The organism is Erwinia sp. L03-1, from assembly GCF_058686115.1.
On the sequence record NZ_CM178762.1, the window covers coordinates 1,894,721 to 1,918,179 of the forward strand.

Annotated in this window: 12 protein-coding genes and 7 pseudogenes; 11 read left to right on the forward strand and 8 right to left on the reverse strand. The window is 54.0% G+C overall.

The annotated features are described in order from the left end of the window. Positions 1–115: 115 nt before the first annotated feature. The 3 genes from tcyJ to tcyN are packed head-to-tail and all read left to right on the forward strand — an operon-like array spanning position 116 to position 2,336. Positions 116–919: a cystine ABC transporter substrate-binding protein gene (gene tcyJ / locus AC4PCC_RS08800; protein WP_492127116.1), complete on the forward strand. Its 804-nt coding sequence runs from the start codon at positions 116–118 to the stop codon at positions 917–919. Continuing rightward, the gene (gene tcyL, locus AC4PCC_RS08805) at positions 919–1,587 is read left to right on the forward strand and encodes a cystine ABC transporter permease (protein WP_067700965.1); all 669 of its coding nucleotides are present in this window, start codon (positions 919–921) and stop codon (positions 1,585–1,587) included. Before tcyJ ends, tcyL begins: the two co-directional genes overlap by 1 nt. After that, entirely contained in the window at positions 1,584–2,336 is a 753-nt protein-coding gene (tcyN, locus tag AC4PCC_RS08810) for an L-cystine ABC transporter ATP-binding protein TcyN (protein WP_492127117.1), read from the forward strand. Before tcyL ends, tcyN begins: the two co-directional genes overlap by 4 nt. A gap of 861 nt (positions 2,337–3,197) precedes the next feature. Here the strand turns inward: tcyN and AC4PCC_RS08815 are convergent. Both AC4PCC_RS08815 and putA read right to left on the reverse strand, forming a co-directional pair. After that, positions 3,198–3,560 (reverse strand): hypothetical protein, encoded by a 363-nt coding sequence (locus AC4PCC_RS08815; RefSeq protein WP_492127118.1) that lies wholly within the window; start codon positions 3,558–3,560, stop codon positions 3,198–3,200. Between the two features lie 451 nt (positions 3,561–4,011). Further along, entirely contained in the window at positions 4,012–7,962 is a 3,951-nt protein-coding gene (putA, locus tag AC4PCC_RS08820) for a trifunctional transcriptional regulator/proline dehydrogenase/L-glutamate gamma-semialdehyde dehydrogenase (protein WP_492127119.1), read from the reverse strand. Positions 7,963–8,380: 418 nt separating this feature from the next. Between putA and putP the strand changes: the two genes are divergently transcribed. Then, complete coding sequence (gene putP, locus AC4PCC_RS08825; protein ID WP_492127120.1) at positions 8,381–9,865, forward strand: sodium/proline symporter PutP; 1,485 nt, start codon at positions 8,381–8,383, stop codon at positions 9,863–9,865. 393 nt (positions 9,866–10,258) lie between these two features. Here the strand turns inward: putP and AC4PCC_RS08830 are convergent. The 4 genes and pseudogenes from AC4PCC_RS08830 to AC4PCC_RS08845 form a co-directional block, all read right to left on the reverse strand. Beyond that, a pseudogene (locus AC4PCC_RS08830) lies at positions 10,259–10,699 on the reverse strand (Tn3 family transposase); the annotation flags it as partial. Positions 10,700–10,830: 131 nt separating this feature from the next. Further along, the gene (locus AC4PCC_RS08835) at positions 10,831–11,595 is read right to left on the reverse strand and encodes a hypothetical protein (protein WP_492127121.1); all 765 of its coding nucleotides are present in this window, start codon (positions 11,593–11,595) and stop codon (positions 10,831–10,833) included. After that, positions 11,579–13,645, reverse strand: a complete 2,067-nt coding sequence (locus AC4PCC_RS08840) for a lipase family protein (protein WP_492127122.1) — start codon at positions 13,643–13,645, stop codon at positions 11,579–11,581. Before AC4PCC_RS08840 ends, AC4PCC_RS08835 begins: the two co-directional genes overlap by 17 nt. Positions 13,646–13,757: 112 nt before the next feature. Beyond that, a pseudogene (locus AC4PCC_RS08845) lies at positions 13,758–14,234 on the reverse strand (recombinase family protein); the annotation flags it as partial. Positions 14,235–14,252: 18 nt separating this feature from the next. Here AC4PCC_RS08845 and tnpA point away from each other — a divergent pair. The 5 genes and pseudogenes from tnpA to AC4PCC_RS08870 all read left to right on the forward strand — a co-directional run. Beyond that, positions 14,253–14,780: pseudogene (tnpA, locus tag AC4PCC_RS08850) on the forward strand (IS66-like element accessory protein TnpA); the annotation flags it as partial. Then, positions 14,777–15,124: an IS66 family insertion sequence element accessory protein TnpB gene (gene tnpB / locus AC4PCC_RS08855; protein WP_492127123.1), complete on the forward strand. Its 348-nt coding sequence runs from the start codon at positions 14,777–14,779 to the stop codon at positions 15,122–15,124. The pseudogene tnpA and the gene tnpB, both read left to right, overlap by 4 nt. A gap of 19 nt (positions 15,125–15,143) precedes the next feature. Next, positions 15,144–16,445 (forward strand): annotated as a pseudogene (gene tnpC, locus AC4PCC_RS08860) (IS66 family transposase); the annotation flags it as partial. Positions 16,446–16,497: 52 nt separating this feature from the next. Further along, a pseudogene (locus AC4PCC_RS08865) lies at positions 16,498–17,815 on the forward strand (transposase). Positions 17,816–17,854: 39 nt separating this feature from the next. Next, positions 17,855–18,136: pseudogene (locus tag AC4PCC_RS08870) on the forward strand (transposase domain-containing protein); the annotation flags it as partial. A gap of 149 nt (positions 18,137–18,285) precedes the next feature. On the opposite strand, the gene AC4PCC_RS08875 reads toward AC4PCC_RS08870, so the two are convergent. Both AC4PCC_RS08875 and AC4PCC_RS08880 read right to left on the reverse strand, forming a co-directional pair. Continuing rightward, positions 18,286–18,546: a bacteriocin immunity protein gene (locus AC4PCC_RS08875; protein ID WP_492127124.1), complete on the reverse strand. Its 261-nt coding sequence runs from the start codon at positions 18,544–18,546 to the stop codon at positions 18,286–18,288. A gap of 1 nt (position 18,547) precedes the next feature. Next, complete coding sequence (locus AC4PCC_RS08880) at positions 18,548–20,029, reverse strand: pyocin-S2/colicin E7-DNase domain-containing protein (RefSeq protein WP_492127125.1); 1,482 nt, start codon at positions 20,027–20,029, stop codon at positions 18,548–18,550. A gap of 1,430 nt (positions 20,030–21,459) precedes the next feature. On the opposite strand from AC4PCC_RS08880, the gene efeU reads away from it, so the two are divergent. Together efeU and efeO are read left to right on the forward strand one after the other, a co-directional pair. After that, positions 21,460–22,293: an iron uptake transporter permease EfeU gene (gene efeU / locus AC4PCC_RS08885; RefSeq protein ID WP_492127126.1), complete on the forward strand. Its 834-nt coding sequence runs from the start codon at positions 21,460–21,462 to the stop codon at positions 22,291–22,293. A gap of 53 nt (positions 22,294–22,346) precedes the next feature. Then, positions 22,347–23,457 (forward strand): annotated as a pseudogene (efeO, locus tag AC4PCC_RS08890) (iron uptake system protein EfeO). The last annotated feature ends 2 nt before the right edge of the window (positions 23,458–23,459 follow it).

Here is a 23,459-nt window from a genome sequence, read left to right on the forward strand (position 1 = left end):
ATAAACGCGCCGGGCTGGGTAAATTTTGCCAGTTAGCCCGGGTTGCAGGCAGCGAGATTGACAAAAAGCGGGTAGCCGGGCGGCTTCCCTGAACAAATAATAGCGTGGAGTGACTATGAATTTTTCTCTGGTGCGTCGCCGGGTGGTGATGGGTGTAATGTCTGTGGCGCTGGTGGCGGGCTTCTCTACGGCCAGCTATGCGGCACAGGAAAATCTGCTGGCCAAAGTGAAGGAGCGTGGATCCCTGCTGGTGGGCCTGGAAGGGACGTATCCCCCGTTCAGCTTCCAGGATGAAAATGGCAAGCTGGCGGGCTTCGAAGTCGATTTTGCTACTGCCCTGGCGCAGCATCTGGGCGTGAAGGCCAGCCTGAAGCCGACCAAATGGGATGGGATGCTTGCCGCGCTCGACTCTAAACGCATTGACGTGGTAATCAATCAGGTGACGCTCTCACCCGATCGTGAGAAGAAGTATGACTTTTCCACCCCCTATACCATTTCTGGTATTCAGGCGCTGACCAAAAAAGCCAACGCGGACAGCATCAAACGTCCTGAAGATCTGAGCGGCAAAAAGGTCGGCGTGGGCCTGGGTTCAAACTATGAGCAGTGGTTGCGTCAGAACGTGAAGGGCGTGGATGTTCGCACCTATGATGATGACCCGACTAAATATCAGGATCTGCGGGTCGGCCGTATTGACGCTATCCTGGTTGATCGCCTTGCCGCGCTGGATCTGGTGAAGAAAACCGGTAACACCCTGGCCGCAGCGGGTCCGGCTTTCTCCCGTCAGGAATCGGGTGTGGCACTGCGCAAAGGCAACACCGATCTGCGTGACGCCATCAATAAAGCCATTGCGGACATGCAGAAGGACGGCACGATGGGTAAACTCTCTGATAAATGGTTTGGCGTGGACGTAACTAAATAATGCAGGAAAGTATTCAACTGGTGCTGGATTCAGCACCTTTTTTATTGAAGGGGGCGGTATTCACCCTTCAGCTCAGCATCGGTGGCATGTTCTTTGGGCTGGTGCTGGGTTTTGTGCTGGCGATGATGCGCCTGTCGCATTTCTGGCCGCTGTCATGGTTGTCGCGTTTTTACGTGTCGATTTTTCGCGGTACGCCGCTTATCGCTCAGCTGTTTCTGATCTACTACGGCCTGCCGCAGTTTGGCATTGAGCTGGATCCCATTCCCTCGGCGATGATTGGCCTGTCGCTGAACACCGCCGCCTACGCGTCAGAATCCCTGCGGGGGGCGATTGCTGCAATTGAGCGCGGGCAGTGGGAAGCCGCCGCCAGTATTGGCATGACCCGCTGGCAGACCATGCGCCGGGTCATCCTCCCTCAGGCAGCCCGAACTGCACTGCCGCCGCTGGGTAACAGCTTTATCAGCCTGGTCAAAGATACCTCGCTGGCCGCGACCATTCAGGTTCCTGAGCTGTTCCGTCAGGCGCAGCTGATTACCTCACGCACGCTGGAAGTGTTCACGATGTACCTGGCGGCCTCGCTGATCTACTGGGTGATGGCAACGCTGCTCTCGCTGTTACAGAGTAAGCTGGAAGACCACGTTAATCGTCAGGATCGGGAGTCAAAATGAGCGCCATTGAAGTCAGCAAGCTGGTTAAACAGTTTAATGGTCAGACCGTGCTACACGGCATCGATCTTGAGGTTAAATCGGGCGAAGTCGTTGCGATTATTGGTCCGAGCGGATCGGGCAAAACGACGCTGCTGCGCAGCATTAACCTGCTTGAGGAGCCGGATAGCGGCACCATCAAGGTCGGCAATATTCAGATCGACTCGTCCCTGGGAATGCACCGCCAGAAAGAGCAGATCCGCAGCCTGCGTCAGCAGGTCGGCTTTGTTTTCCAGAGCTTCAATCTGTTTCCCCACCGTTCGGTACTGGAGAATATTATTGAAGGGCCGGTCATCGTTAAGCGTGAGGCCAAAGCCCAGGCGATAGCACGCGCCCGCCAGCTGTTGGAGAAAGTGGGGCTGCAGGGAAAAGAGAAGAGCTATCCGCGTAGCCTGTCTGGCGGTCAGCAGCAGCGCGTGGCGATTGCACGTGCGCTGGCGATGCAGCCGGAAGTGATACTGTTCGATGAGCCGACCTCCGCGCTCGACCCTGAGCTGGTAGGGGAGGTGCTCAGTACCATTCGTGCGCTGGCACAGGAAAAGCGCACGATGGTTATCGTCACGCACGAGATGAGCTTTGCCCGCGACGTGGCGGACCGGGCAATCTTTATGGATCAGGGGCGAATTGTCGAGCAGGGCCCGGCTCGCGATCTGTTCACTGCGCCGCAGCAGCCGCGTACCCGCCAGTTCCTTGAAAAGTTCCTTAATGCCTGAAGGGGCGGCATTCTGAATCAGGCCATCGCTTTACCTGATATAGAGGATAACAGGGGCGTCAATTTATGACGCCCCTTCACCTGCCAGATGATAGCGCTCCTCGGTTGAGATATCTTTTTCTTAGGATTTTCTCCACCGATCCTACGTAATCTCAATCAATATGGCTTATGCCCTTGAGGGTGCTTATATTCATAACGGCGTCCTGGAGAGAAACCTTTTTGCCACTACTTTTACACTCGCTGAGAAATGATAGTATAGATGCGCTGGTTACGTATATTGCAGACTATAATACATTATAGTAATTATTTTTTCATCTGGAACTTTCTCCATTTAATAATTAAAATCCAATTTACTCATGCCTTTTTCATTTTAGAAAAACAATCATAACAGACACGCCGTGGTAGGAGGTATTCTGAATTATCAGGTTGAAAATCCTCGCGGCACCGGTCTTTTTCTGTGGTTTAACGTTATTTTTGGGTTTAAATTAAATGCTTTCTTAATACACCTTATTATTCTTCCCTCCTGTTATGACGAAACTCAGTTACTGTAATTTATCCTGATAATTAAATCAGCATAAAATAATCGTTCACCCTGACTTTCATATCATCCAACCCGAGCCGGTTATCGCGATCTTCCATCGTAGTAATGTTACACCCGCTCAAACAGAGTGACATCGCGAGGGACTATCACAGATGTTGGTAAATTTTTCATTTGCCACAGCAAAAGGGCTCTCCCCATGCTCAATTTAAACCATTGATGCCAGCGTCGGGTCAGAGTGATATATAACCGTCTCAATATAATGTAGGGGGTTTATTACTCTGGCTAAATGGTCTTAAACAGACCTTCTATTGAATATTTTAACTAGACCTCCTTAAATAAATTGGCGATAACCTTTGCTAAAAATCTGTTGTTTAATGTCAGGATAACCACCTTTTTATTATTAACTATTCTGTTTTCTTTGTTTCGCTTCATTTCTAAAGTCAGGAAGTCATCAAGTTTTGATATTTTCTTCCTGACTTTATAGCTTAGCTGATTTAGGTTGTTATTGATAATGACCTGACTACGGTCTTTCCAGATATACTCAATAATTTCTTCCGTTTGAAATGGACTGCTTTTACGCCTGTTGATAAGAAATAACATAAATGAAAACTCCATTCTTGTAAATCTTACTCGCTTTCTCTTATAAAGTATTGAGTGATTAAACACGTCCAGAATCATCAACACACCATGCCTCCTTTTTTATCCTGTAGCAGATAATACTTAAATAAAATTAAACCGACAATGCTAATTATTTTTTATGTGATTTGAATAGTAATATTGAAATATTTGCATATTATTAATTGTTGTTTAATGTACCAAATGGGGAAATTTATTTAAAGAACAGGTGACTTCATCTATTTTTAATTAGTCCTTTTTTAACACAACAGGCTAAAAACAGTCTGATTTTTATAACCATTCATCAAGAATAAATAATCCAATTCTGACGGTCAAAAAATGCAGGGCGGTCATATCAATATCAATGTCTGCTGGAAATATAATTGATTATGGCAGGTGGGATAATTGCGTACAGGCCAGTCAGGCAGATTTAAGGCCTGTAGCAAAAGGCAGGGATCGCTAATAACACCTTGAACATTACGACGGCGTCGGGGAAATGCCCGACACCGCCATGATGCGGTTAGCCGATGGTCATCAGGCTGGCATTGCCACCCGCCGCGGCCGTATTGACGCTGAGTGAACGCTCCAGCAACAGGCGTTCCAGCAGCAGGTTGGTTTCGCCGCGCGCGAAGCCCTGTACCGACACAATCGCGCCTTCGCGTTCAGCCACCGCTCTACACACCTCGCGCAGCCTGTCGGCATCGCCATGGAAAATCACCGCGTCAAAGCTACTGTTTTTTTCCAACGGCTGCGTCGCGAAATCTATCCGTGCCTGCACCGCCTCCGGTAGCGTTTTAAACAGGCTGCGGAGCAGCTCATCTTCCGGCCACAGTACCCGGCTGCCCGTTGCCGTAACGGCCGCCAGCTGCGTCAGCGCATCCTCCTGCGTATCCGCCAGGCATAAAATATGCTCACGCGGCAGCAGGGCAAAGGTGTTGCGCTCTCCCGTAGGACCCGGCAGCAGCCGAACCGTTCCTCCCTGGCTCAGTTCGGCATAGCGGGCGCAAAGACTCGCCAGTTCAGGTTTATCCTGCGCCCACGCGGTCAGCGCCTGATGCGCAGCCAGCAGGGAGGGGCGCAGCGCTGCATCGACCGGGTACTCACCGTCCTGACGATCCAGCGTGACGCGCAGCGCGCCATCAGGGCGGTGCGACAGCAGCCGGTACAGATACAGCGGGCCACCCGCCTTTGGCCCGGTGCCGGAAAGGCCTTCACCGCCAAAAGGCTGCACGCCGACGACCGCGCCAACCATATTGCGATTAACATAAAGATTGCCGACGCGGGCGCTGTTGGTCACCTGATGAATGGTTTCGTCTATACGGGTATGCACGCCCAGGGTCAGACCGTAGCCTGACTGGTTAATCTGCGCGATTATCTGCGGAAGCTGGCTGCGGGTATAGCGCACCACATGCAGTACCGGACCAAAGATTTCTTTGTCCAGATCGGCGACGCTATCCAGCTCGATAAGCGTGGGCTGAATGAAGGTACCACTCTGCCACTCTTTAACATCGAGCTGATTTTGCACTGCCGCCTGGTAAACCTTCATCCCCTTGCTGCGCATCGCCTGAATATGACGCTCAATATTCTCTTTCGCTTCGGCATCAATGACCGGGCCAATATCGGTAGAGAGGCGTTCCGGATTGCCCATGCGACATTCGGCCATCGCACCGCGCAGCATTTGCAGCTGGTGTTCCGCCACGTCCTCCTGAACGCACAGCAGACGCAGGGCCGAACAGCGCTGCCCAGCGCTATCAAAGGCTGAAGCCACAATATCAATCACCACCTGTTCGGTCAGCGCTGAGGAGTCGACAATCATCGCGTTCATCCCGCCCGTCTCGGCAATCAGCGGCGTCGGACGACCCTGCGGATCGAGACGGCCTGCCAGATTACGCTGTAGCAGGGTCGCTACCGCCGTCGAGCCGGTGAACATCACGCCGCGCACGCGGTCATCCCCGGTAAGCTGGGCGCCGACGGTTTCGCCCTTGCCCGGCAGCAGCTGTAGCGCGCCGACCGGTACACCTGCCTCGTGCAGCAGGGCTACCGCTTCGGCGGCAATCAGAGGCGTCTGTTCGGCAGGCTTTGCCAGTACGCTGTTGCCTGCCGCCAGCGCGGCAGCGATCTGTCCGGTGAAGATGGCCAGCGGGAAATTCCACGGGCTGATGCAGACGACCGGACCGAGGGGTCGGTGTGTTTCATTATCGAAATCATCCCGCACCTGTCCGGCATAGTAATAGAGGAAATCGACGGCTTCGCGAACCTCGGCAATGGCGTTGCTGAAGGTTTTACCCGCCTCGCGCACCAGTATGCCAATCAGCCGCTGTAGCTGCCCATCCATCAGCATCGCCGCCCGCGACAGGATGGCCGCACGCTCCTGCGGTGGGGTGGCGAACCAGATCGGCCCCGCACTGACGGCGGCGTCCAGCGCGGTGGAGACATCGGCTTCGCTGGCGTAGTGTACATAGCCGACGATATCGCCCGGCTCGGCCGGATTAAGGACCGGCAGGGGTTCACCCGGTTGTCGCTCACCGTCAATCACCGGCACCGCGTGCCAGGGCTCCATGGCGCTGTTAAGCAGCGCGCTCGACAGCGAGGCCAGACGGTGTTCGTTGGCCAGGTCCAGCCCGGAAGAGTTAACGCGCGCGCTGCCGTAGAGATCGCGCGGCAAAGGAATTTTAGGGTGCGGCAGGCCCACGCCGCCTTCGCTGCGCGCCAGCTTTTCCACCTCTTCGACCGGGTCGGCCACCAGATCGTCAATCGGCAGCGTCTTGTCGGCGATGCGGTTGACAAAGGAGGTATTCGCGCCGTTTTCCAGCAGTCGGCGCACCAGGTAGGCCAGCAGGGTTTCATGCGTGCCAACCGGCGCATAGATGCGGCAGGGGCGGTTGAGCTTACCGTCGGATACTTTGCCCACCACCTGTTCGTACAGGGGTTCACCCATGCCGTGCAGGCACTGGAACTCATACTGGCCGGGATAGTAGTTGTTACCCGCCAGCTGATAAATAGCGGCGAGCGTGTGGGCGTTATGGGTGGCAAACTGCGGATAGATCAGGTTCGGTACGGCCAGCAGCTTTCGGGCACAGGCCAGGTAGGAAATATCAGTGTAAATTTTGCGGGTATAAACCGGATAGCCCTCCAGCCCCTCCATCTGCGCGCGTTTTATTTCGCTATCCCAGTAGGCACCCTTCACCAGACGAACCATCAGTCGGCGGCGGCTGCGCTGAGCCAGATCGCAAAGCGCGTCGATGACGAACGGGCAGCGCTTCTGGTAGGCCTGAATCACAAAGCCAATGCCGTTCCACCCCTCCAGCTCCGGTTCGAAACAGAGTTTTTCCAGCAGATCCAGCGACAGCTCCAGCCGGTCCGCCTCTTCGGCATCAATATTGATGCCAATATCGTAGGAGCGAGCGAGCAGCGTCAGGGATTTCAGGATCGGGTACAGTTCGCTCATCACGCGCTCGTACTGGGCGCGACTGTAGCGAGGGTGCAGGGCGGAAAGCTTAATTGAAATCCCGGGGCCTTCATAAATGCCGCGACCGTTGGAGGCTTTGCCAATGGCCTGAATCGCCTGCTGATAGGAGAGGAGATAGGCTTTTGCATCCTGCGCCGTCAGGGCGGCTTCACCGAGCATGTCGTATGAGTAGCGGAAGCCTTTCTCCTCCAGCTTGCGGGCATTTGCCAGGGCTTCAGCGATGGTTTCCCCGGTCACAAACTGTTCGCCCATCAGGCGCATCGCCATATCCACACCTTTACGGATCAGCGGTTCGCCGCTTTTACCGATAATGCGATTAAGCGAACGGGAGAGACTGGCTTCGTTATGGGTGGATACCAGCCGTCCGGTAAACAGCAGACCCCAGGTGGCTGCATTGACGAACAGTGAGGGGCTGCGGCCCAGATGCGAGTGCCAGTTACCGTTGCTGATTTTGTCGCGGATAAGGGCATCGCGGGTCGGCTTGTCCGGTATACGCAGCAGCGCCTCAGCCAGACACATCAGGGCCACCCCCTCCTGAGAGGAGAGAGAGAACTCCTGCAGCAGGCTTTGCACCATCCCGGCGCGTCCGGTTGCACCTTTCTGGTGCCGAAGCTTATCAGCAAGCTGGTAAGCGAGCTGGTGGGTTTGCTGCGCCAGGGGAGCAGGCAGGCGCGCCTGTTCCAGCATCATCGCCACGGATTCATTTTCAGGGCGGCGCCAGGCGGCGGTGATCGCGGCACGGGTCACGGACTGCGGAAGAATATGCTCGGCAAACTCAAGGAACGGCTGATGCTGCTCATCTTCTGAGCGCTCATCCCCCTCCTGCGTCATCAGCTGAGAAGGGATTTCAGGCAGGGCTGCGCCATTTTCCAACTGCTCAAGATAATTAAAAATCGCCTGCTTAATAAGCCAGTGTGGGGTGCGATCAATCTGACCCGCAGCCAGCCTGATGCGCTCGCGCGTGGCTTCATCCAACTTCACGCCCATGGTAGTTGTGCCCATGCCTCTAGCTCCTTGAAATGATAAATGACGACGATAATGAGCAATATCACTTAAGTTGCAACTTTGTGCAACCTTGTTAAATACGCCTCTGAGTAAGCGATAAAAACGCTGTTTTGAAAAGCGGCATAGTTATTGCTGCAAGTATCGCGCCAGAATGGTGTTTACGGGTAGTATCTGGATATTTAAGGTCTTTTTTAAGGTGTAACTTACCGGGTTGTGATCCGGTGCAACCTTTTATTGTTGAGTCTGTGACATGGGGTGAAGTTACTGTAACTGATGTGTTAAATCGTTTGTGCGCTTACACCCTTTACGGCAGGATACCTGCGCTGGGTTGACAGGAAGGGGCCGCTACGTTCCGGTGGCACCGCCAGTGCAACCCCGGGCACTGCGCATTTAAAATAATAAATGGAGAATTTCAATGACAGCAAGTACACCAATGATGGTGACCTTTTGCGTATATATCTTTGGCATGGTGTTAATTGGTTTTATCGCCTGGCGGTCAACTAAAAACTTTGACGATTACATTCTTGGCGGTCGAAGTTTGGGCAGCGTGGTTACGGCGCTCTCTGCCGGAGCATCCGATATGAGCGGCTGGCTGCTGATGGGGTTGCCGGGTGCCATTTTCCTTTCTGGCATCTCCGAAAGCTGGATTGCCATCGGTCTGACGCTGGGGGCCTGGCTGAACTGGAAAATTGTTGCAGGACGTCTGCGGGTCCAGACTGAACATCACGATAACGCGCTGACGCTACCTGACTACTTTACCAGCCGGTTTGAAGATAAGAGTAAGCTGCTGCGGGTGATTTCAGCGTTGATTATTCTGGTATTCTTCACCATTTATTGCGCGTCGGGCATTGTGGCCGGTGCGCGCCTGTTTGAAAGCACTTTTGGCATGAGTTACGAAACCGCGCTATGGGCGGGGGCGTTGGCCACTATTATCTATACCTTTGTCGGTGGATTCCTGGCAGTAAGCTGGACCGATACGGTGCAGGCCAGCCTGATGATTTTTGCGCTGATCCTGACGCCGGTGATCGTTATCTCCGCCGTTGGCGGGCTGGGTGATGCGCTAACGGTTATCCGGGCTCAGAGCACTGAGAATATGGATATGCTAAAAAACCTGAATTTTGTAGCGGTTATTTCGCTGCTAGGCTGGGGGCTGGGTTATTTCGGCCAGCCGCATATTCTGGCGCGTTTTATGGCGGCCGATTCTCACCGCTCCATTCGCAGCGCCCGTCGTATTGGTATGGCATGGATGGTGCTCTGTCTTGCAGGCGCGGTAGCAGTAGGATTCTTTGGTATTGCTTACTTCCATAATCATCCTGAGCAGGCAGCGGGCGTAGCGGATAACGGCGAGCGAATTTTCATTGAGCTGGCGAGGATCCTGTTTAACCCCTGGATCGCCGGTATTTTGCTTTCCGCTATTCTTGCGGCGGTGATGTCCACGCTCAGCTGTCAGCTGCTGGTGTGTTCCAGCGCGCTAACCGAAGATTTATACAAGAGCTTTTTGCGCAAGGGTGCGACCCAGCGTGAGCTGGTGTGGGTAGGGCGGATGATGGTGCTGCTGGTGGCGGTGGTAGCGATTGCGCTGGCATCAAACCCACAGAACCGCGTTCTGGGTCTGGTGAGCTACGCCTGGGCGGGCTTCGGTGCGGCGTTTGGGCCGGTGGTGCTGCTTTCACTGGTCTGGAAGCGGATGAACCGTAACGGCGCGTTGGCGGGAATGATTATCGGTGCGGCCACGGTTCTTATCTGGAAGCAGTACGGGTGGCTGGATCTGTATGAGATCATCCCGGGCTTCCTGTTTAGTACTATTGCTATCGTGCTGTTTAGCCTGTTGGGGCCAGAGCCGTCGGCGGCGGCGCAGCAGCGATTCGAGCAGGCTGAGGCGGAGTTTAGCGCCGACTAAGTGAGAGGGCGTGGTGCGCTAAGTGCCTGGTGCCCGGCTGACTAAAGGCCTGTTGCATTCGCCAATCGCCAATGGGGCCCGGCTGGCTAAAGTCTGGTGCCGTCGCCAACGGATGGGGCCCGGTGCCTGGCGGTCCTCACGCCGCGCGTTGCGCGGTTCCTTCGCTTCGCTCGTCGACCTTTCGGACCGGGCATGACGTGACATCCCTGTCCCGGCATGCCCTTGTGCCAGCATCCCTGCTGGCCCATCCGGGTCTTCCTCACTGCGCTCAGCGCTGCGGATTGCCTGTCACCGGGCCCCACCCGTCTGCTCATTAGGGGTTTGGGGAGTAACGGAACAGTAAACGCCGTTAAGCAGTCAATTTAAATGGTCATTAATCTATTAATCAACAAATTACACTTCTTCATTGAAAGCTCTCAGCTCACCTTTACTGACGGATTCCGGCACCGTAAATGAATAGCGCCCCTGCATATTGATATGCCCGCACTGTAATGGCGAAAGTTTTTCAACGTCTTCATCCTGAACCGGATAACCTTCGTGTCTGAGCTGTTGGATCGCTGCATCCATGTAAATAGTGTTCCACAGAACAATAATATTGAGCACCAGACCTAATGAGCCAGGCTGATCTTCCTGGCCTTCGCGGTAAGCCTGTCTCAGTTCTCCTCATTTAACATGAAAAACATTTCTGGCCACTGCATGTCGATCTTCTTTACGGTTGAGTTGTTGCAACGTTCTTCGTCGCTTGTTTTCATCGTCGAGGTAAGTCAGCATATGGATGGTTTTATCGGCGCGGCCGATTTCGACTATAGCCTGCGCCAGGCTGGTCGGCTGGTCGGCTTGTCGCCAGTTTGGCCCAGTGGGAGCGAAGCTGCAAAATGCGACATTTTACAAAATGAGTGAGTTCGGAGACCGAAGATGTAAAAAAAGGATCTCAAGAAGATCCTTTTACTCGATTCATTCTTCGATTATTTCATTGACATTAACTTGTCATAATCCGGATCGATGCGAGGAATTTCTGAACGACTACCATCGGGGTACATTGCCATCCAATTACCAGGTTTATCAGGTGGCTCCAACGTCACAACTTTATCAAGGTGAACTATCGGTTCAATGAGGATATTTTGAGTATCATGAAGTCGGAAACGTCTACGCCACTTTTCAGACCCGGTATCCCCTCCGAAAAACTTCAGGCTAATATCGTTATCAGAAAAATGGGTCTCCATCGGGAAAAAATCCGTCTTTAAATCAAGGTCTCCACTGGCCTCTTTCGCCCTTCCTGTTCCGTATCCGTCACTAAGCCCGTAATCATCAAAATCAAAGATATAGCTGGTTTCAATAACCTTTTTCCCCTTCACCAGAGGGTTGCTGTCAGAAATCTTAAAGCTGACGCGCAGAGAGTTAAGCTGCCACTGGCATGGACCGCCGCCGTCAATGGCGATATTCTGCTGCCAGAGATCGCCGCTACCCTGCGGTCTGAACGCCTGTTTAAAACCGTTAAACCCCCGAATTTCATAGGCTTCATTACTCGAATTATAGTCTTTGCTCTTACACCGTTCGGAGCGGTAAAGCATCTGCATCGGCAGCAGCGTAATACCCTCAGGCACCCTGATGGCCACCGTCACCCGCCGCGCATTATCCGGCGGTAACAGCGTTTGGTCCGTACGCCCATCACACCCTGATAGCAACACGACAGCAGGCAAAAATACGGCGATTTTAGATAGAAAATTCAACTTCTTCCTCCGTTACCGCCGTAAAGCGGAGCAGAGCATTCTTCCCGGTTTCCTCTGCCTGTGTCCGGTGCAGCGTAACCGACAGCATGTTCTGGAGGGCAATGAACTGCCGGTTACGCTCAACCTCATCCGGATTGCTGTAGGCCGCGCTTTTCTCAACTTCCTCCCGGAATTTTTCCCGTATCGCTTTCCTGCTCATCTTCCGCGCCGGATCGGCCAGCTCCAGCACCTGATTATGGACATAGGGCAGGTAGCGGTGCGCCATCGAATGGCTGCGCGGATCGGTACCGAGGCCGTCCAGCGTGGGGTTGGTGTTCTTCGAAAAGGTCTTTGCCAGACTGTTAGGGTTCAGGCACTGGATAAACGCCGCCTGATGCTCGCCGGTTGCTTTCAGACACTCATCGTTCAGGGAGGGCACCAGAAAGAGCTTAACGGGCACAAAATGCCGGACATATACCTCACCATCAACCAGACTCTTCCTGTTCGGGCTGGTAAGTTTCATCGAACACTGCTGCGCCCGGAAGAAGACGACGGTGTTGCCGTGATGCCAGTACGGGTCTTTTTTCAGCCGTATCCCCGTTTTTAACTCCATGTCTTTCTGCCAGAGAGAGACCGGCAGACCGGCAACCGACGTAGCCAGCCAGTTAAAGCCCAGCTTGTCGCCCAGCGGCCCCAGCGTCTGACAGAACAGATTGTCCATATCTGTTTCCAGCGGCACCTGTGGCACGGTGTCGTTATCATTGACGTGGCGGTAGTGGGTGATGCTGTTCAGAAACGGCATTGCCGCGCGGGTAAACGTGCGCGGCATCCCGTAGGTGTACAGTACCGGATAGTTATCTTTCATTTCGGCGGCATACAGCAGTGCCAGGGAACCACCCAGACTGTGACCGCAAACAAATAAAGATTTCTGATTTTTTATCACAGCTTTTATTGAATCAAACTCGTCCTTAAATTTCCGTTTAGCCAGCTCATAAGCTTCCAGAAAACCGCCGTGAATATTACCCGCACCGGCAAGCTCGGGCAGGCACTTCTTCGGCCCGAATGAGGCATCCGTCAGGGCATTCAGAAGGCTGTCCGTTCCGCACCACGCAACCAGCACATGGGCATCGCACTCGACCGTAAAAAAGCGGCTATCACCTTCCGATGACTCACTGTCCTTTGTATTCAGATATACAGGTGCCAGATAACGATCGCGGAACGGCACGTCCACCGACAGCGTATGAAAATAAGACGGAAACTCGGCAAACTGCGGGATGCAGGACAGGTCCAGACATTTCTGCCGGAAGAAGTAATCGACTGTTTTATTCTCTTTTTCGGCTGAATAGGCAAGGTCGGCCATGATGCCGAGGTTCAGCCCGTTGGCGAGGTCATACTCTTTCGTATCATGCAGATCCAGCACCCACGCCCGAAACGGACAGATCTCAATAACGTGCCACTTCTCCAGTGCCTCCCGCGCTATCTCTGTGCCTTTCAGTGACCGTCCCGGTGGAAAATGAAACTTCGGCGGATCCGGCTCAGTCCAGCCCTCGATCTCCGGCAGCCGGTCGCACAGCTCCCCAATGGTGACATAGTGATGTGTATGCCCGCTGGCCTCAGCTTTCTCCTGCACGTCAGTGCGCCATGACGGGTCGCGGGTTTCCGGTCTGAATATATTATTGGTCACCGGCTGGCTGTTCGGGTTACGCCGGAGTCCCAGTGATCGCCTCTCCATCTCATCAGCCAGCTGCTGGCCGTCAACCTTTACATCAACCGTAATCCAGTACAGGTCATCAAAGCGAACCAGTCCCTGGCTGTCGGTCACCCCGGCGGGCGGATTAGGCGGCGGCGTGAGATTGTAGTCGTGGTTACCATATTTTTTCCACATAGCGACCTCCTTTGCAGAGGCCAGCGGGTGGTATTCCAGCTGCACATTCAGCCCGGTAACCGGATTGTTGTTCTCATCCACGAACTGAAGCTCAAGCCAGTATTTATGCGGATCACCGCGACAGTAAACAACCTTACTTTTGGGCCTGATGCTGGTAATACAGGTGTTGTCGCCAATAATTTCCATGCTGAATCCCTGCACATTTTTATGTATAAATAACATTCCATCGTAACCAGACGATATTTTATCGTCATTGTTCCGGGACAAAGAAACGACTGATTCTGCCAGGCATGGAGGTTTACGCTGCTGGAATAGCCGTCTTTACCCTGAGGGTAGTCTGTCGGGTCGTTCCAAATTCACGGGCCACAGCACTCACAGACATTCCCGTACTGAGCCGTTCCAGTACCGATTTTTTCTGTTCATCATTCAGGGCAGAGGGGCGTCCAAATCGTTTCCCTGATGCTCTGGCCCGGGCGATGCCCGAGTGTGTGCGCTCAAGCAGCAGATCGCGCTCAAATTCCGCTACGGCAGAAATCACCTGCATGGTCATTTTCCCCGCTGGACTGGTCAGATCAACGCCACCCAACGCCAGACAATGAACCCTGATACCCGATGCAGCCAGCTGTTCCACCGTTTTTCTGACATCCATAGCATTTCGTCCAAGACGATCCAGTTTGGTGACAATCAGCACGTCACCATTTTCCATTCTGTCGAGCAAACGGGTAAATCCCGGCCGCTCACTGGCAGCAACGGAGCCACTGATGCGCTCCTCAATAGTAAGCGGCACATGTAGACCGTCTGTGATCTCTTTGTTCGCTTCAGAAAACAGGGGATTAGCTGGCCGTTACCTGCTGACATCACTCCCGGGAAACTCGAATCCCTGCTTTACCGCGCGCGATCCGCAACCATCCAGACTGAAGTATCGGACGTCCCTGAACCTGTTGCACGTAAACGGGCACGTCGCCCCAACTTTCCTTATGAATTTAAAATCACCCTGGCAGAAAAGTCGCTTCAGCCCGGTGCCAATGTCGCGCAACTGGCACGTGAGAATGGTATCAACGACAACCTGTTGTTCAACTGGCGTAACCTTTACAGACATGGGCTTCTGCGCCCGCGGGGTGACGGGCCATTGCTTCTGCCTGTCACTCTGACTGAAACCACGATGGTAGCTGAACAACCGACGCTGGTTATGCCGCAACACTCCGTCACAGAAACCTGCTGCGAGCTGGAGCTACCCTCCGGAATACTGCGCATCCGCGGGAGTCTGACTCCCGAGCTTCTGCACATGCTGATCAGTGAAATGAAAGCCGGTACACAATGAATATGTTGCCGGCGGGAACACGTATCTGGATAGTAGCCGGGATCACCGACATGCGTAACGGGTTCAATGGACTTGCATCAAAGGTGCAGAATGCGCTGAAAGATAACCCGTTCTCCGGACAGGTATTTATCTTTCGTGGCCGCCGTGGCGACATGATTAAAGTGCTGTGGGCTGATGCTGACGGCCTGTGCCTGTTCATCAAACGGCTGGAACGCGGACGCTTCGTCTGGCCGGTGACCCGTGACGGGAAAGTTCATCTGACACCCGCCCAGTTGGCAATGCTGCTTGAGGGCATAAACTGGAAACATCCGCAGCGAACGGAACGTCCTGGAATACGCATATAACCTGCTGTAAAGTAGGGATATGGAACGTTCACTCTTCGACGAAAATGCCCGACTTCGGGCACTGCTGGATGCTCAGCAGCAAAGCCTTCAACAGATGGTGGAGTATAACCGCGTGCTCTCACAGCGGGTGGCGGCTTATGCCAGCGAAATCAACCGGCTGAAAGCCCTGGTCGTCAAACTGCAGCGTATGCAGTTCGGCAAAAGCTCAGAAAAACTGCGCCAGAAAACGGAACGTCAGGTATGTGAGGCGCAGGAGCGTATCACTGCCCTGCAGGAAGAGATGGCGGAGGTACTGGGCGAGCAGCATGATCCGGTTATGCCGCAGCCACTGCGCCAGTCTTCAGCCCGCAAACCGTTGCCGGCATCACTCCCGCGTGAAACCCGCACGCTGCCGCCAGCGGAGACAGTCTGCCCGTCATGCGGAGGCGACCTCAGCCCGCTGGGCTGCGATATCTCAGAGCAGCTGGAGCTCATCAGCAGTGCCTTTAAGGTTATCGAAACGCTGCGACCAAAGCAGGCCTGTTGCCGGTGTGACCACATCGTTCAGGCCTCCATGCCATCAAAACCCATTGAGCGCAGCTACGCGGGCCCCGGGCTGCTGGCACGCATCGTCACGGCGAAGTTCGCAGAACATACGCCTCACTACCGGCAGTCGGAGATATACCGCCGACAGGGCGTGGAGCTGAGTCGTGCCACGCTGGGGCGCTGGTCCGGTGCGGTGAGCGAACTGCTGGAGCCACTCGAGGAGTTGCTGCGCCAGTATGTGCTGATGCCGGGGAAGGTGCATACCGATGACATCCCGGTGCCGGTACAGGAGCCGGGTAGCGGCAAAACCCGGACGGCCCGGTTGTGGGTGTACGTGCGCGATGACCGCAATGCGGGTTCACAGATGCCACCGGCGGTCTGGTTCGCGTACTCACCGGACCGCAAAGGTGTTCATCCACAACAACATCTGGCTGGATACAGGGGTATCCTGCAGGCCGATGCGTACGGTGGCTACAATGCGCTTTACGAAGATGGGCGCATAACCGAGGCGGCGTGTATGGCGCACGCCCGTCGGAAAATCCACGACGTCCACGCCCGTATCCCCACCGATATCACAACCGAAGCGCTGAAACGTATCGGTGAGCTGTACGCCATCGAAGCGGAGATCCGCGGCAGCCCGGCGGATGCAAGGCTGGCGGTCAGAAAAGCCAGAACGGTGCCGCTGATGCAGTCGTTGTACGACTGGATACAGGCGCAGATGAAGGTGCTGTCGCGCCACTCAGATACAGCGAAGGCGTTCGCCTACATGCTGAAACAGTGGAATGCCCCCTCTGTCAGGATAGTTGTCACCCCCATCAAAAACTCTAATGGGGCGGTGGGGAAACACCATGAAACGCATTTCGCCCGAACGAAAATCAGCAGCACTGGCTAAATTACTGCCACCTTACAACATGACCGTCACGGCGGTTGCTCAACTGGAAGGAATATCGGAAACTACCCTCTATAACTGGCGTAATCAGGCAAAAGCAGAGGGGAAACCGGTGCCCGGCGCAGACAAAACCACAGAACAATGGCCAGCGGAAGCCCGTCTGGCTGTCATTGTTTGAATCGCCACGCTCACTGAAACGGAGCTTGCACAATATTGCCGTAAAAAAGGCCTCCACCCTGAGCAGATAAGTCAGTGGAAACAAGGCTTTTTGCAGATATCTTCACCTGATGATAAAGCCGCACTCAGGCAAAGCCAGAAAGAGATTAAGCAACTTAAACGCGAACTGGTCCGTAAGGAGAAAGCCCTGGCGGAGGCGGCAGCGATACTGGTGCTGCGAAAGCGGTTGCAGGACTATTACGGGGAAACGGACGGGGACGACTGACGCCGGTCCCGGAACGGGCGGCATTAAGTGGTTATGTTCGCGAAGCCATGACAAATGGTGCGCGACTGTCCGTTGCTCTGCGGGAAATCAACCTGAGTGAACGCACCTGGCGGCGATGGCACAAGAGTGCGGAAGACGGGCGGCCGGGGGCAATAAGGCCGGCGCCGGGCAACCGCTTAACGGCAGAGGAAGAGCAGCAGATACTGGCGGTGTGTCATCAGCCGGCATATGCCAGCCTGCCGCCGTCGCAAATCGTGCCGCGACTGGCGGATGAGGGGAGATATCTGGCGAGCGAGTCCTCGTTTTACCGGGTGCTGCGGCGGCATGGCGAAGCGCATCGACGGGGGCGGCCGCATTAATCCAGCGCAGCGTGTTGCGGGAACGGTGTTATCGCCAGCCGCTGGTGCTGCATGCGGATAATGGCGCGGCGATGAAGTCACAGACATTACAGGTGAAGCTTCAGGAACTGGCGATAACCCCGTCTCACAGCCGTCCGCGGGTAAGTAACGATAACGCACATGTGGAGTCGCTGTTCAGGACGCTGAAATATGTACCGGACTGGCCGTCATCAGGGTTCGTAACGGTGGAAGAAGCGCGGGACTGGGTGGAGAGATTTACCCGGTGGTATAACGGGGAACACCGGCACAGTGGTATCCGTTATGTAACGCCGTCGCAGCGACACCGGGGTGAAGACAGGGAGATACTGCGGAGGCGCGATGAAGTATACCGGTCGGCCCGTTCGGTCCATCCGGAACGCTGGTCAGGAAGGACAAGAAACTGGCAGCCGGCAGGCGTGGTGACATTGAATCCGGAGCGGGAAAAACAGGTGGCATAAATTAACCGGGGGTGCCAACTATCTTGACACTTACCGAATGCGCTGAACCTGTACTGCAGTAACGGGTGGGCGGAGATCGACAATAACATCGCGGAGAACGCGCTGCGTGGTGTCGCCCTGGGGCGAAAAAACTGGTTGTTCGCAGGGTCAGACAGCGGTGGTGAGCGTGCGGCAATACAGTACTCGCTGATCGGGACCTGTCGTCTGAACGGCGTGGATCCGGAGGCGTGGCTGCGTTACGTCCTCGGCCATATCCAGGACTGGCCAGCTAATCGGGTACGAGATCTGCTGCCATGGAAAGTCGACCTTACTGCTGAATAAACGTCAATACGGCTCAGGTGAGCCGCTTACAGAAAATCAATCTGGATGAAAACCAACCATCAAAGAAAACGTCCGGCAAGCCCTCGTTTGCCGGACGTTATTAAAATGACCTTTAATACTTAACAGCCATAAGGCGGTTTACCAGGTGGTCATCCCTGCTTAAAACCGGACTTGCCGTTGGCGGCTCGCCATTCTTTGACCTCTTTTACGATTCCTTCAGGACTATCATCTTGACCATCCTTAGGATAATAAATCAGATCAGAACCATTAGGATGTTCTGATAAATTTTCAAATGTCAAAACGGCGTCAGTATGATCCTTTTCTGTTTTGTAATCAGAAGCTTTGCAAATTTTTCTGACGAAATCTAAAAATTCTGCTTCTGTATATTCTGAGATAATGTTTTTTTCCATCTTACTTACCCTCTTTATGGATATCAATATGACGTTTTGGTGTCATTACACCTAAATTATCAACATCATAAACAGCGCCGTCATCTTTGATCGGTCTTATGTGGTGAAGTTCAAACCGAACTCTTCCTCCAACGCGTTCTGATGTAGGAGTAAAAGGAGAATATCCATTTTTTAAGTTGTCCAGATTATTACCTCTAAATTGTTTGCTTAACTCAGGGTCATTCCCTACCTCCATCCAGAACGCCTTACGAAAGCGGTCGAAACTACTGAAGGTCCGCCAGCGCAGTTTATCCGCTATCTGAACCGGGACTGGCGCACCTTCTTCTTTACTGGCGGGATTGAGCCAGTTTTCGCTCACCTCCTGCCCTAACCCCGTGACTTCACCCGGCAAATTGCGCGGGTTATTGAACATAATATAGATCGGCTTCAGGCCGGAAGCGGCTGGCGGCACCAGAATCAGTTCCCGGTAGCCGGTATCCCCTGCGGGAGGGAGTGTTTCAATGATCGGCGCTGGCTGGCTGCCGCTCTGATTTCCCGTATGAATAATCGCTTCAGGGATTTCCGGTACCTCCGGTGACAGCGGTTCCGTTCCCGGCGCTTTATCCGGCGTAATCAACACCGGCACACGAATACCGGCATTATCCCTCAGTTCATAACGATAAAAACCGGTATCCGCATCCGGCCACATCGACATCTGGACCACCGGCACGGCAACGGGCTGTGGGTGCCGCACCAGCGCAATCCCTAACTGATTATCACGTTGTACCAGCTGCGCAGTCAGGGAAAGTGCCACCGTATCGTGCTGCCTCAGCTCCGCTTCTGACGGCAGACCCAGCACCTCTCCTGCCAGCATCACCGTGCTGATATCACTCTCATCAAAGCTGATGGCAGCCAGCATCGCTGCCGCAGGCAGGGAGTGGCTGCCTTGTCTCAATGCCTGACGGACTTCTGTGACCCGTTGCCAGAGCTGATCGGCCGCCTCTCCCGAAAACGTCACGCTGCCGGTCTGGTGCCCGGCAAAACTGAGTGGCGAACGAGTCGGTGATTCTGCGGAAGAAAAACCTCTCAGCACCACGGTTCCCGCTTTGGTAAGCTGGAACTGCGCCCAGTCCTGCCGCTCCGCCAGGCTTTTTTGCGGCAGCAAAGAGGGTGGTGCGGGGAAATTAAACGACGGGATAGTTATTTCCGGTTTGGGAACCGTGATCTCCGGAGCAGTGATTTCCGGAATGGAACTCTCAATGGCTTTGAGTAATTCATCAATATCCAGTCTTTGCCGGTCAATTGATGGAATATTTATCGCCTGCAGGGCCGCTTCTATTTCCTGTTTCAGTTGCTCTGCTGATTTAATATTGGCCGCAGCCATCGCCTCCTTCAGGTAATTTTCCAGCTCCTCTTTGCGCTGTTGACGATAAGCCTCCACCGCTTTCTGGTTGGCTTCTGCCCGCAGCCGATCCGCTTTTGCCGCGCCCACCGCTATTTCCATGGCTACTGGTCCCCCCCCCGCCTCCGGTATAGTGGTGCACCGTCCAGCCACCGGGATCGGTGGTGGTGCTCCATCCATTGCCACTATTGGGTCCACCGGAACCCGCTACGCCCCCCGTAGCTCCACCCCTATCACCGCCAAACTGATTATTGTGGGCATTGTCGCCTCCATTTCCACCCATAGATGCCTCCTGTCGAATCAGAATCAAAAAAACTGTGCGTAAAAACATGCTTTTATATACAGTTTTCAAATTATCCCATTAGGGAAGATGTTCATTGATCTGTGTCAATATTCAGATGCGCGATCCAGACAGGCTGAGTGAAATGTGATGTCTAAGCTATCGATTTTTCAAAGAGTGTATTAATCAGCGCCGACAAACAAAGAAGTCTGAACAGACAGAAGATAATAAATGAGAAAGTCCGATTAAGACACATAACTTATTGTCTAATAAATAAATGGCTGTTTAAATTGACTCCTTAACAACGTTTATTGTTCCGTTGATCCCTAATCCCCCATTACTGCTTTGTGCTGGCTGCGGTTAAGGGCGGTGTCGGAGATTCCCGGAAACTCTTTGCCAGACATGAATGCGTACAGGAAATATGCAATGACCAAAATAGTTGGGATTTGAAGAAAATCCGAAGACTGAGAGTGCACAGTTTGTTGTGACTGGTTTTTCGTGGTGCAGATAAATGACCTAAATAGCGGCACCAAAAACTAAATCGAAAAGTGAGCCGAATCCTGCGCGAGAGCAAACCTTAACGGGGACAGGCTGGGAAACCTGCGGACAGATAAACGGTTTTATCGGAGCAGCTCAGCAGCCTACGGATAGATAAACGGTTTCTGGAAGCGGCTCAGCAGCCTGCGGACAGATAAACGGTTTTACTCAAAGCGGCCCAGAAGCTTGAGAGGTGGATAAACCCTGCGGGTGACGGGCATTCCGCAGCGCTGCGGCGAAGACGGAGGGCCAGGCGAGGGCAGCAGGGATGCTGCACTCAGGGAGCGGCGGGCAGGGATGCCCGCTCGCGACCGGGCCGTCCGGCCTGAAGTCGGAGCCAAAGGCACCATGCGAAGCCTGTAGCTGCGACGCCCGGCACCCGCGGGGATTATCCACCGGCACAGCAGAAATTGCAGCCAGCACAACCCACCAGTAACCGCAGGGATTATCCACCGGCACAGCAAATAGTGCAGTCCGGCAACCGCTGGGACTATCCACCGGCTCGTCAGGCATCGTACCCCGACAACAACTATCCGAAAAATTCACTGACTGCCATAAGAGATATCACCCACTGGCACTCAATGCTTCCAGGCAAAACGTGAAAATAGCCGGACGGCCTCTTGTTTTTTCTTGCACGATAATGATAATCGGTATCGTTTCGATTTACGTTTCTTTACTGGAACTGAATTTATTTTTCGCACCTGAGGGCGTTTGCATGTTTGTACCCTTTCTGATCATGTTACGTGAAGGACTTGAAGCGGCGCTCATTGTCAGCCTTATCGCCAGCTACCTGAAACGTACGCAGAGAAGTCAATGGTTTGGTGCCATGTGGGCCGGGGTGTTTGTTGCCGCTGCGCTCTGCCTGGGCGTTGGCTACTTTATCAACGAAACCACCGGTGAATTCCCGCAAAAACAGCAGGAAATGTTTGAAGGCATCGTGGCGGTCATCGCCGTCGTCGTCCTCACCTGGATGGTATTCTGGATGCGTAAAGTCTCCCGCAATGTAAAAGCCGAACTGGAACAGGCGGTGGATAACGCGCTGCGAAAAGGGAACAGCAGCGGCTGGGCACTGATATTTATGGTCTTCCTCGCAGTCGCCCGTGAAGGCCTGGAATCGGTCTTCTTCCTGCTGGCAGCTTTCCAGCAGGATGTCGGCATCGCTCCGCCGCTGGGGGCCATGCTGGGCCTGGCGACCGCCGTTGTGCTGGGAATGCTCATCTACTGGGGCGGGGTACGCCTCAACCTGGGCGCTTTCTTCAAATGGACCAGCCTGTTTATTCTGTTCGTGGCCGCCGGGCTGGCGGCAGGAGCTATTCGCGCGTTCCATGAAGCGGGCCTGTGGAATCATTTCCAGGATATTGCATTCAACATGAGCAACCAGCTTTCTACCAGCAGCCTGATCGGTACGCTGCTTGAAGGCGTCTTTGGCTATCAGGAATCTCCCAGCGTCAGTGAAGTGGCGGTCTGGTGGATTTATCTGCTGCCTGCGCTGCTGCTGTTCTTTATGCCAGTGCGTACGCAGGCCGAAACATTACGTGCCGCCCGATAGACTTTTGTTCTGGCCCGTATAACGGGTACCTTCACTTTTTACAGGGATTGACTATGACACTCCGTATTCGCAAACATGCGCTGAGCGCTGCGCTCCTTAGCCTGATCTCTGCGTCCAGTACGACGATGGCCGCAGAGATTCCTCAGGTTCATATCACCGTTAACGACAAACAGTGCGATCCGATGACCGTCACCGTTAACGCAGGTAAGACCCAGTTCATTATTCAGAACCACAGCCAGAAAGGGCTGGAGTGGGAGATCCTCAAAGGGGTAATGGTGGTCGAAGAGCGCGAGAACATTGCACCTGGCTTTACGCAAAAGCTCACCGCCAACCTTGAAGCAGGTGAATATGATATGACCTGCGGCCTGCTGAGCAATACCAAAGGTAAGCTGATTGTGAAGGGCAGTAAGCCCTCTGACGGTCATGCAGCTTGTCGGACCGATTGCCTCTTATAAAGCCTATGTCACCCGTGAGATCGCCGAGCTGGTGACCGGCACTAAAGCGTTTACCGATGCGGTAAAAGCGGGAGATGTGGCGAAAGCGAAGGCGCTCTATGCGCCCACCCGTCGCCACTATGAGCGTATCGAACCCATTGCAGAGCTGTTCTCCGATCTGGATGGCAGAATTGACGCCCGTGAAGACGATTACGAGAAAAAGGCAGAAGACCCTAAATTTACCGGCTTCCACCGTCTTGAGAAGGCGCTTTTCGGCGACAACAGCACCAAAGGCATGGATACCTATGCTGACCCGCTCTATACCGACACGCTAGACCTTCAAAAACGCGTGGATGAACTGGCTTTCCCCCCGAGCAAAGTGGTGGGCGGTGCGGCGGGTCTGATTGAAGAAGTGGCATCCAGCAAAATCTCCGGTGAAGAAGATCGCTACAGCCGTACCGACCTGTGGGACTTCCAGGCGAACGTCGATGGCGCACAGAAAATCGTTAACCTCCTGCGACCTGCGCTGGAAAAAGCCGACCCGGCTCTGCTGGCAAAGGTTGATGCTAACTTCAGCAAAGTGGATGCGATACTCGTTAAGTACCGCACCAAAGATGGCTATGAGAGTTACGATAAGCTCACCACCGCTGACCGTAACGCCATGAAAGGCCCCATCACCACGCTGGCGGAAGACCTGTCGAAGCTGCGTGGTACGCTGGGTCTGGATTAATC

What these genes read in the sequence shown, in the direction of transcription:
- tcyJ (WP_492127116.1), top strand. Translation starts at nt 116, where the DNA reads ATGAATTTTTCTCTGGTGCGTCGCCGGGTGGTGATGGGTGTAATGTCT.
- AC4PCC_RS08880 (WP_492127125.1), bottom strand. Translation starts at nt 20,029, where the DNA reads ATGGAAATAGCGGTGGGCGCGGCAAAAGCGGATCGGCTGCGGGCAGAA.
- efeU (WP_492127126.1), top strand. Translation starts at nt 21,460, where the DNA reads ATGTTTGTACCCTTTCTGATCATGTTACGTGAAGGACTTGAAGCGGCG.
- tcyN (WP_492127117.1), top strand. Translation starts at nt 1,584, where the DNA reads ATGAGCGCCATTGAAGTCAGCAAGCTGGTTAAACAGTTTAATGGTCAG.
- putP (WP_492127120.1), top strand. Translation starts at nt 8,381, where the DNA reads ATGACAGCAAGTACACCAATGATGGTGACCTTTTGCGTATATATCTTT.
- tnpB (WP_492127123.1), top strand. Translation starts at nt 14,777, where the DNA reads ATGAATATGTTGCCGGCGGGAACACGTATCTGGATAGTAGCCGGGATC.
- AC4PCC_RS08840 (WP_492127122.1), bottom strand. Translation starts at nt 13,645, where the DNA reads ATGGAAATTATTGGCGACAACACCTGTATTACCAGCATCAGGCCCAAA.
- tcyL (WP_067700965.1), top strand. Translation starts at nt 919, where the DNA reads ATGCAGGAAAGTATTCAACTGGTGCTGGATTCAGCACCTTTTTTATTG.
- putA (WP_492127119.1), bottom strand. Translation starts at nt 7,962, where the DNA reads ATGGGCACAACTACCATGGGCGTGAAGTTGGATGAAGCCACGCGCGAG.
- AC4PCC_RS08875 (WP_492127124.1), bottom strand. Translation starts at nt 18,546, where the DNA reads ATGGAAAAAAACATTATCTCAGAATATACAGAAGCAGAATTTTTAGAT.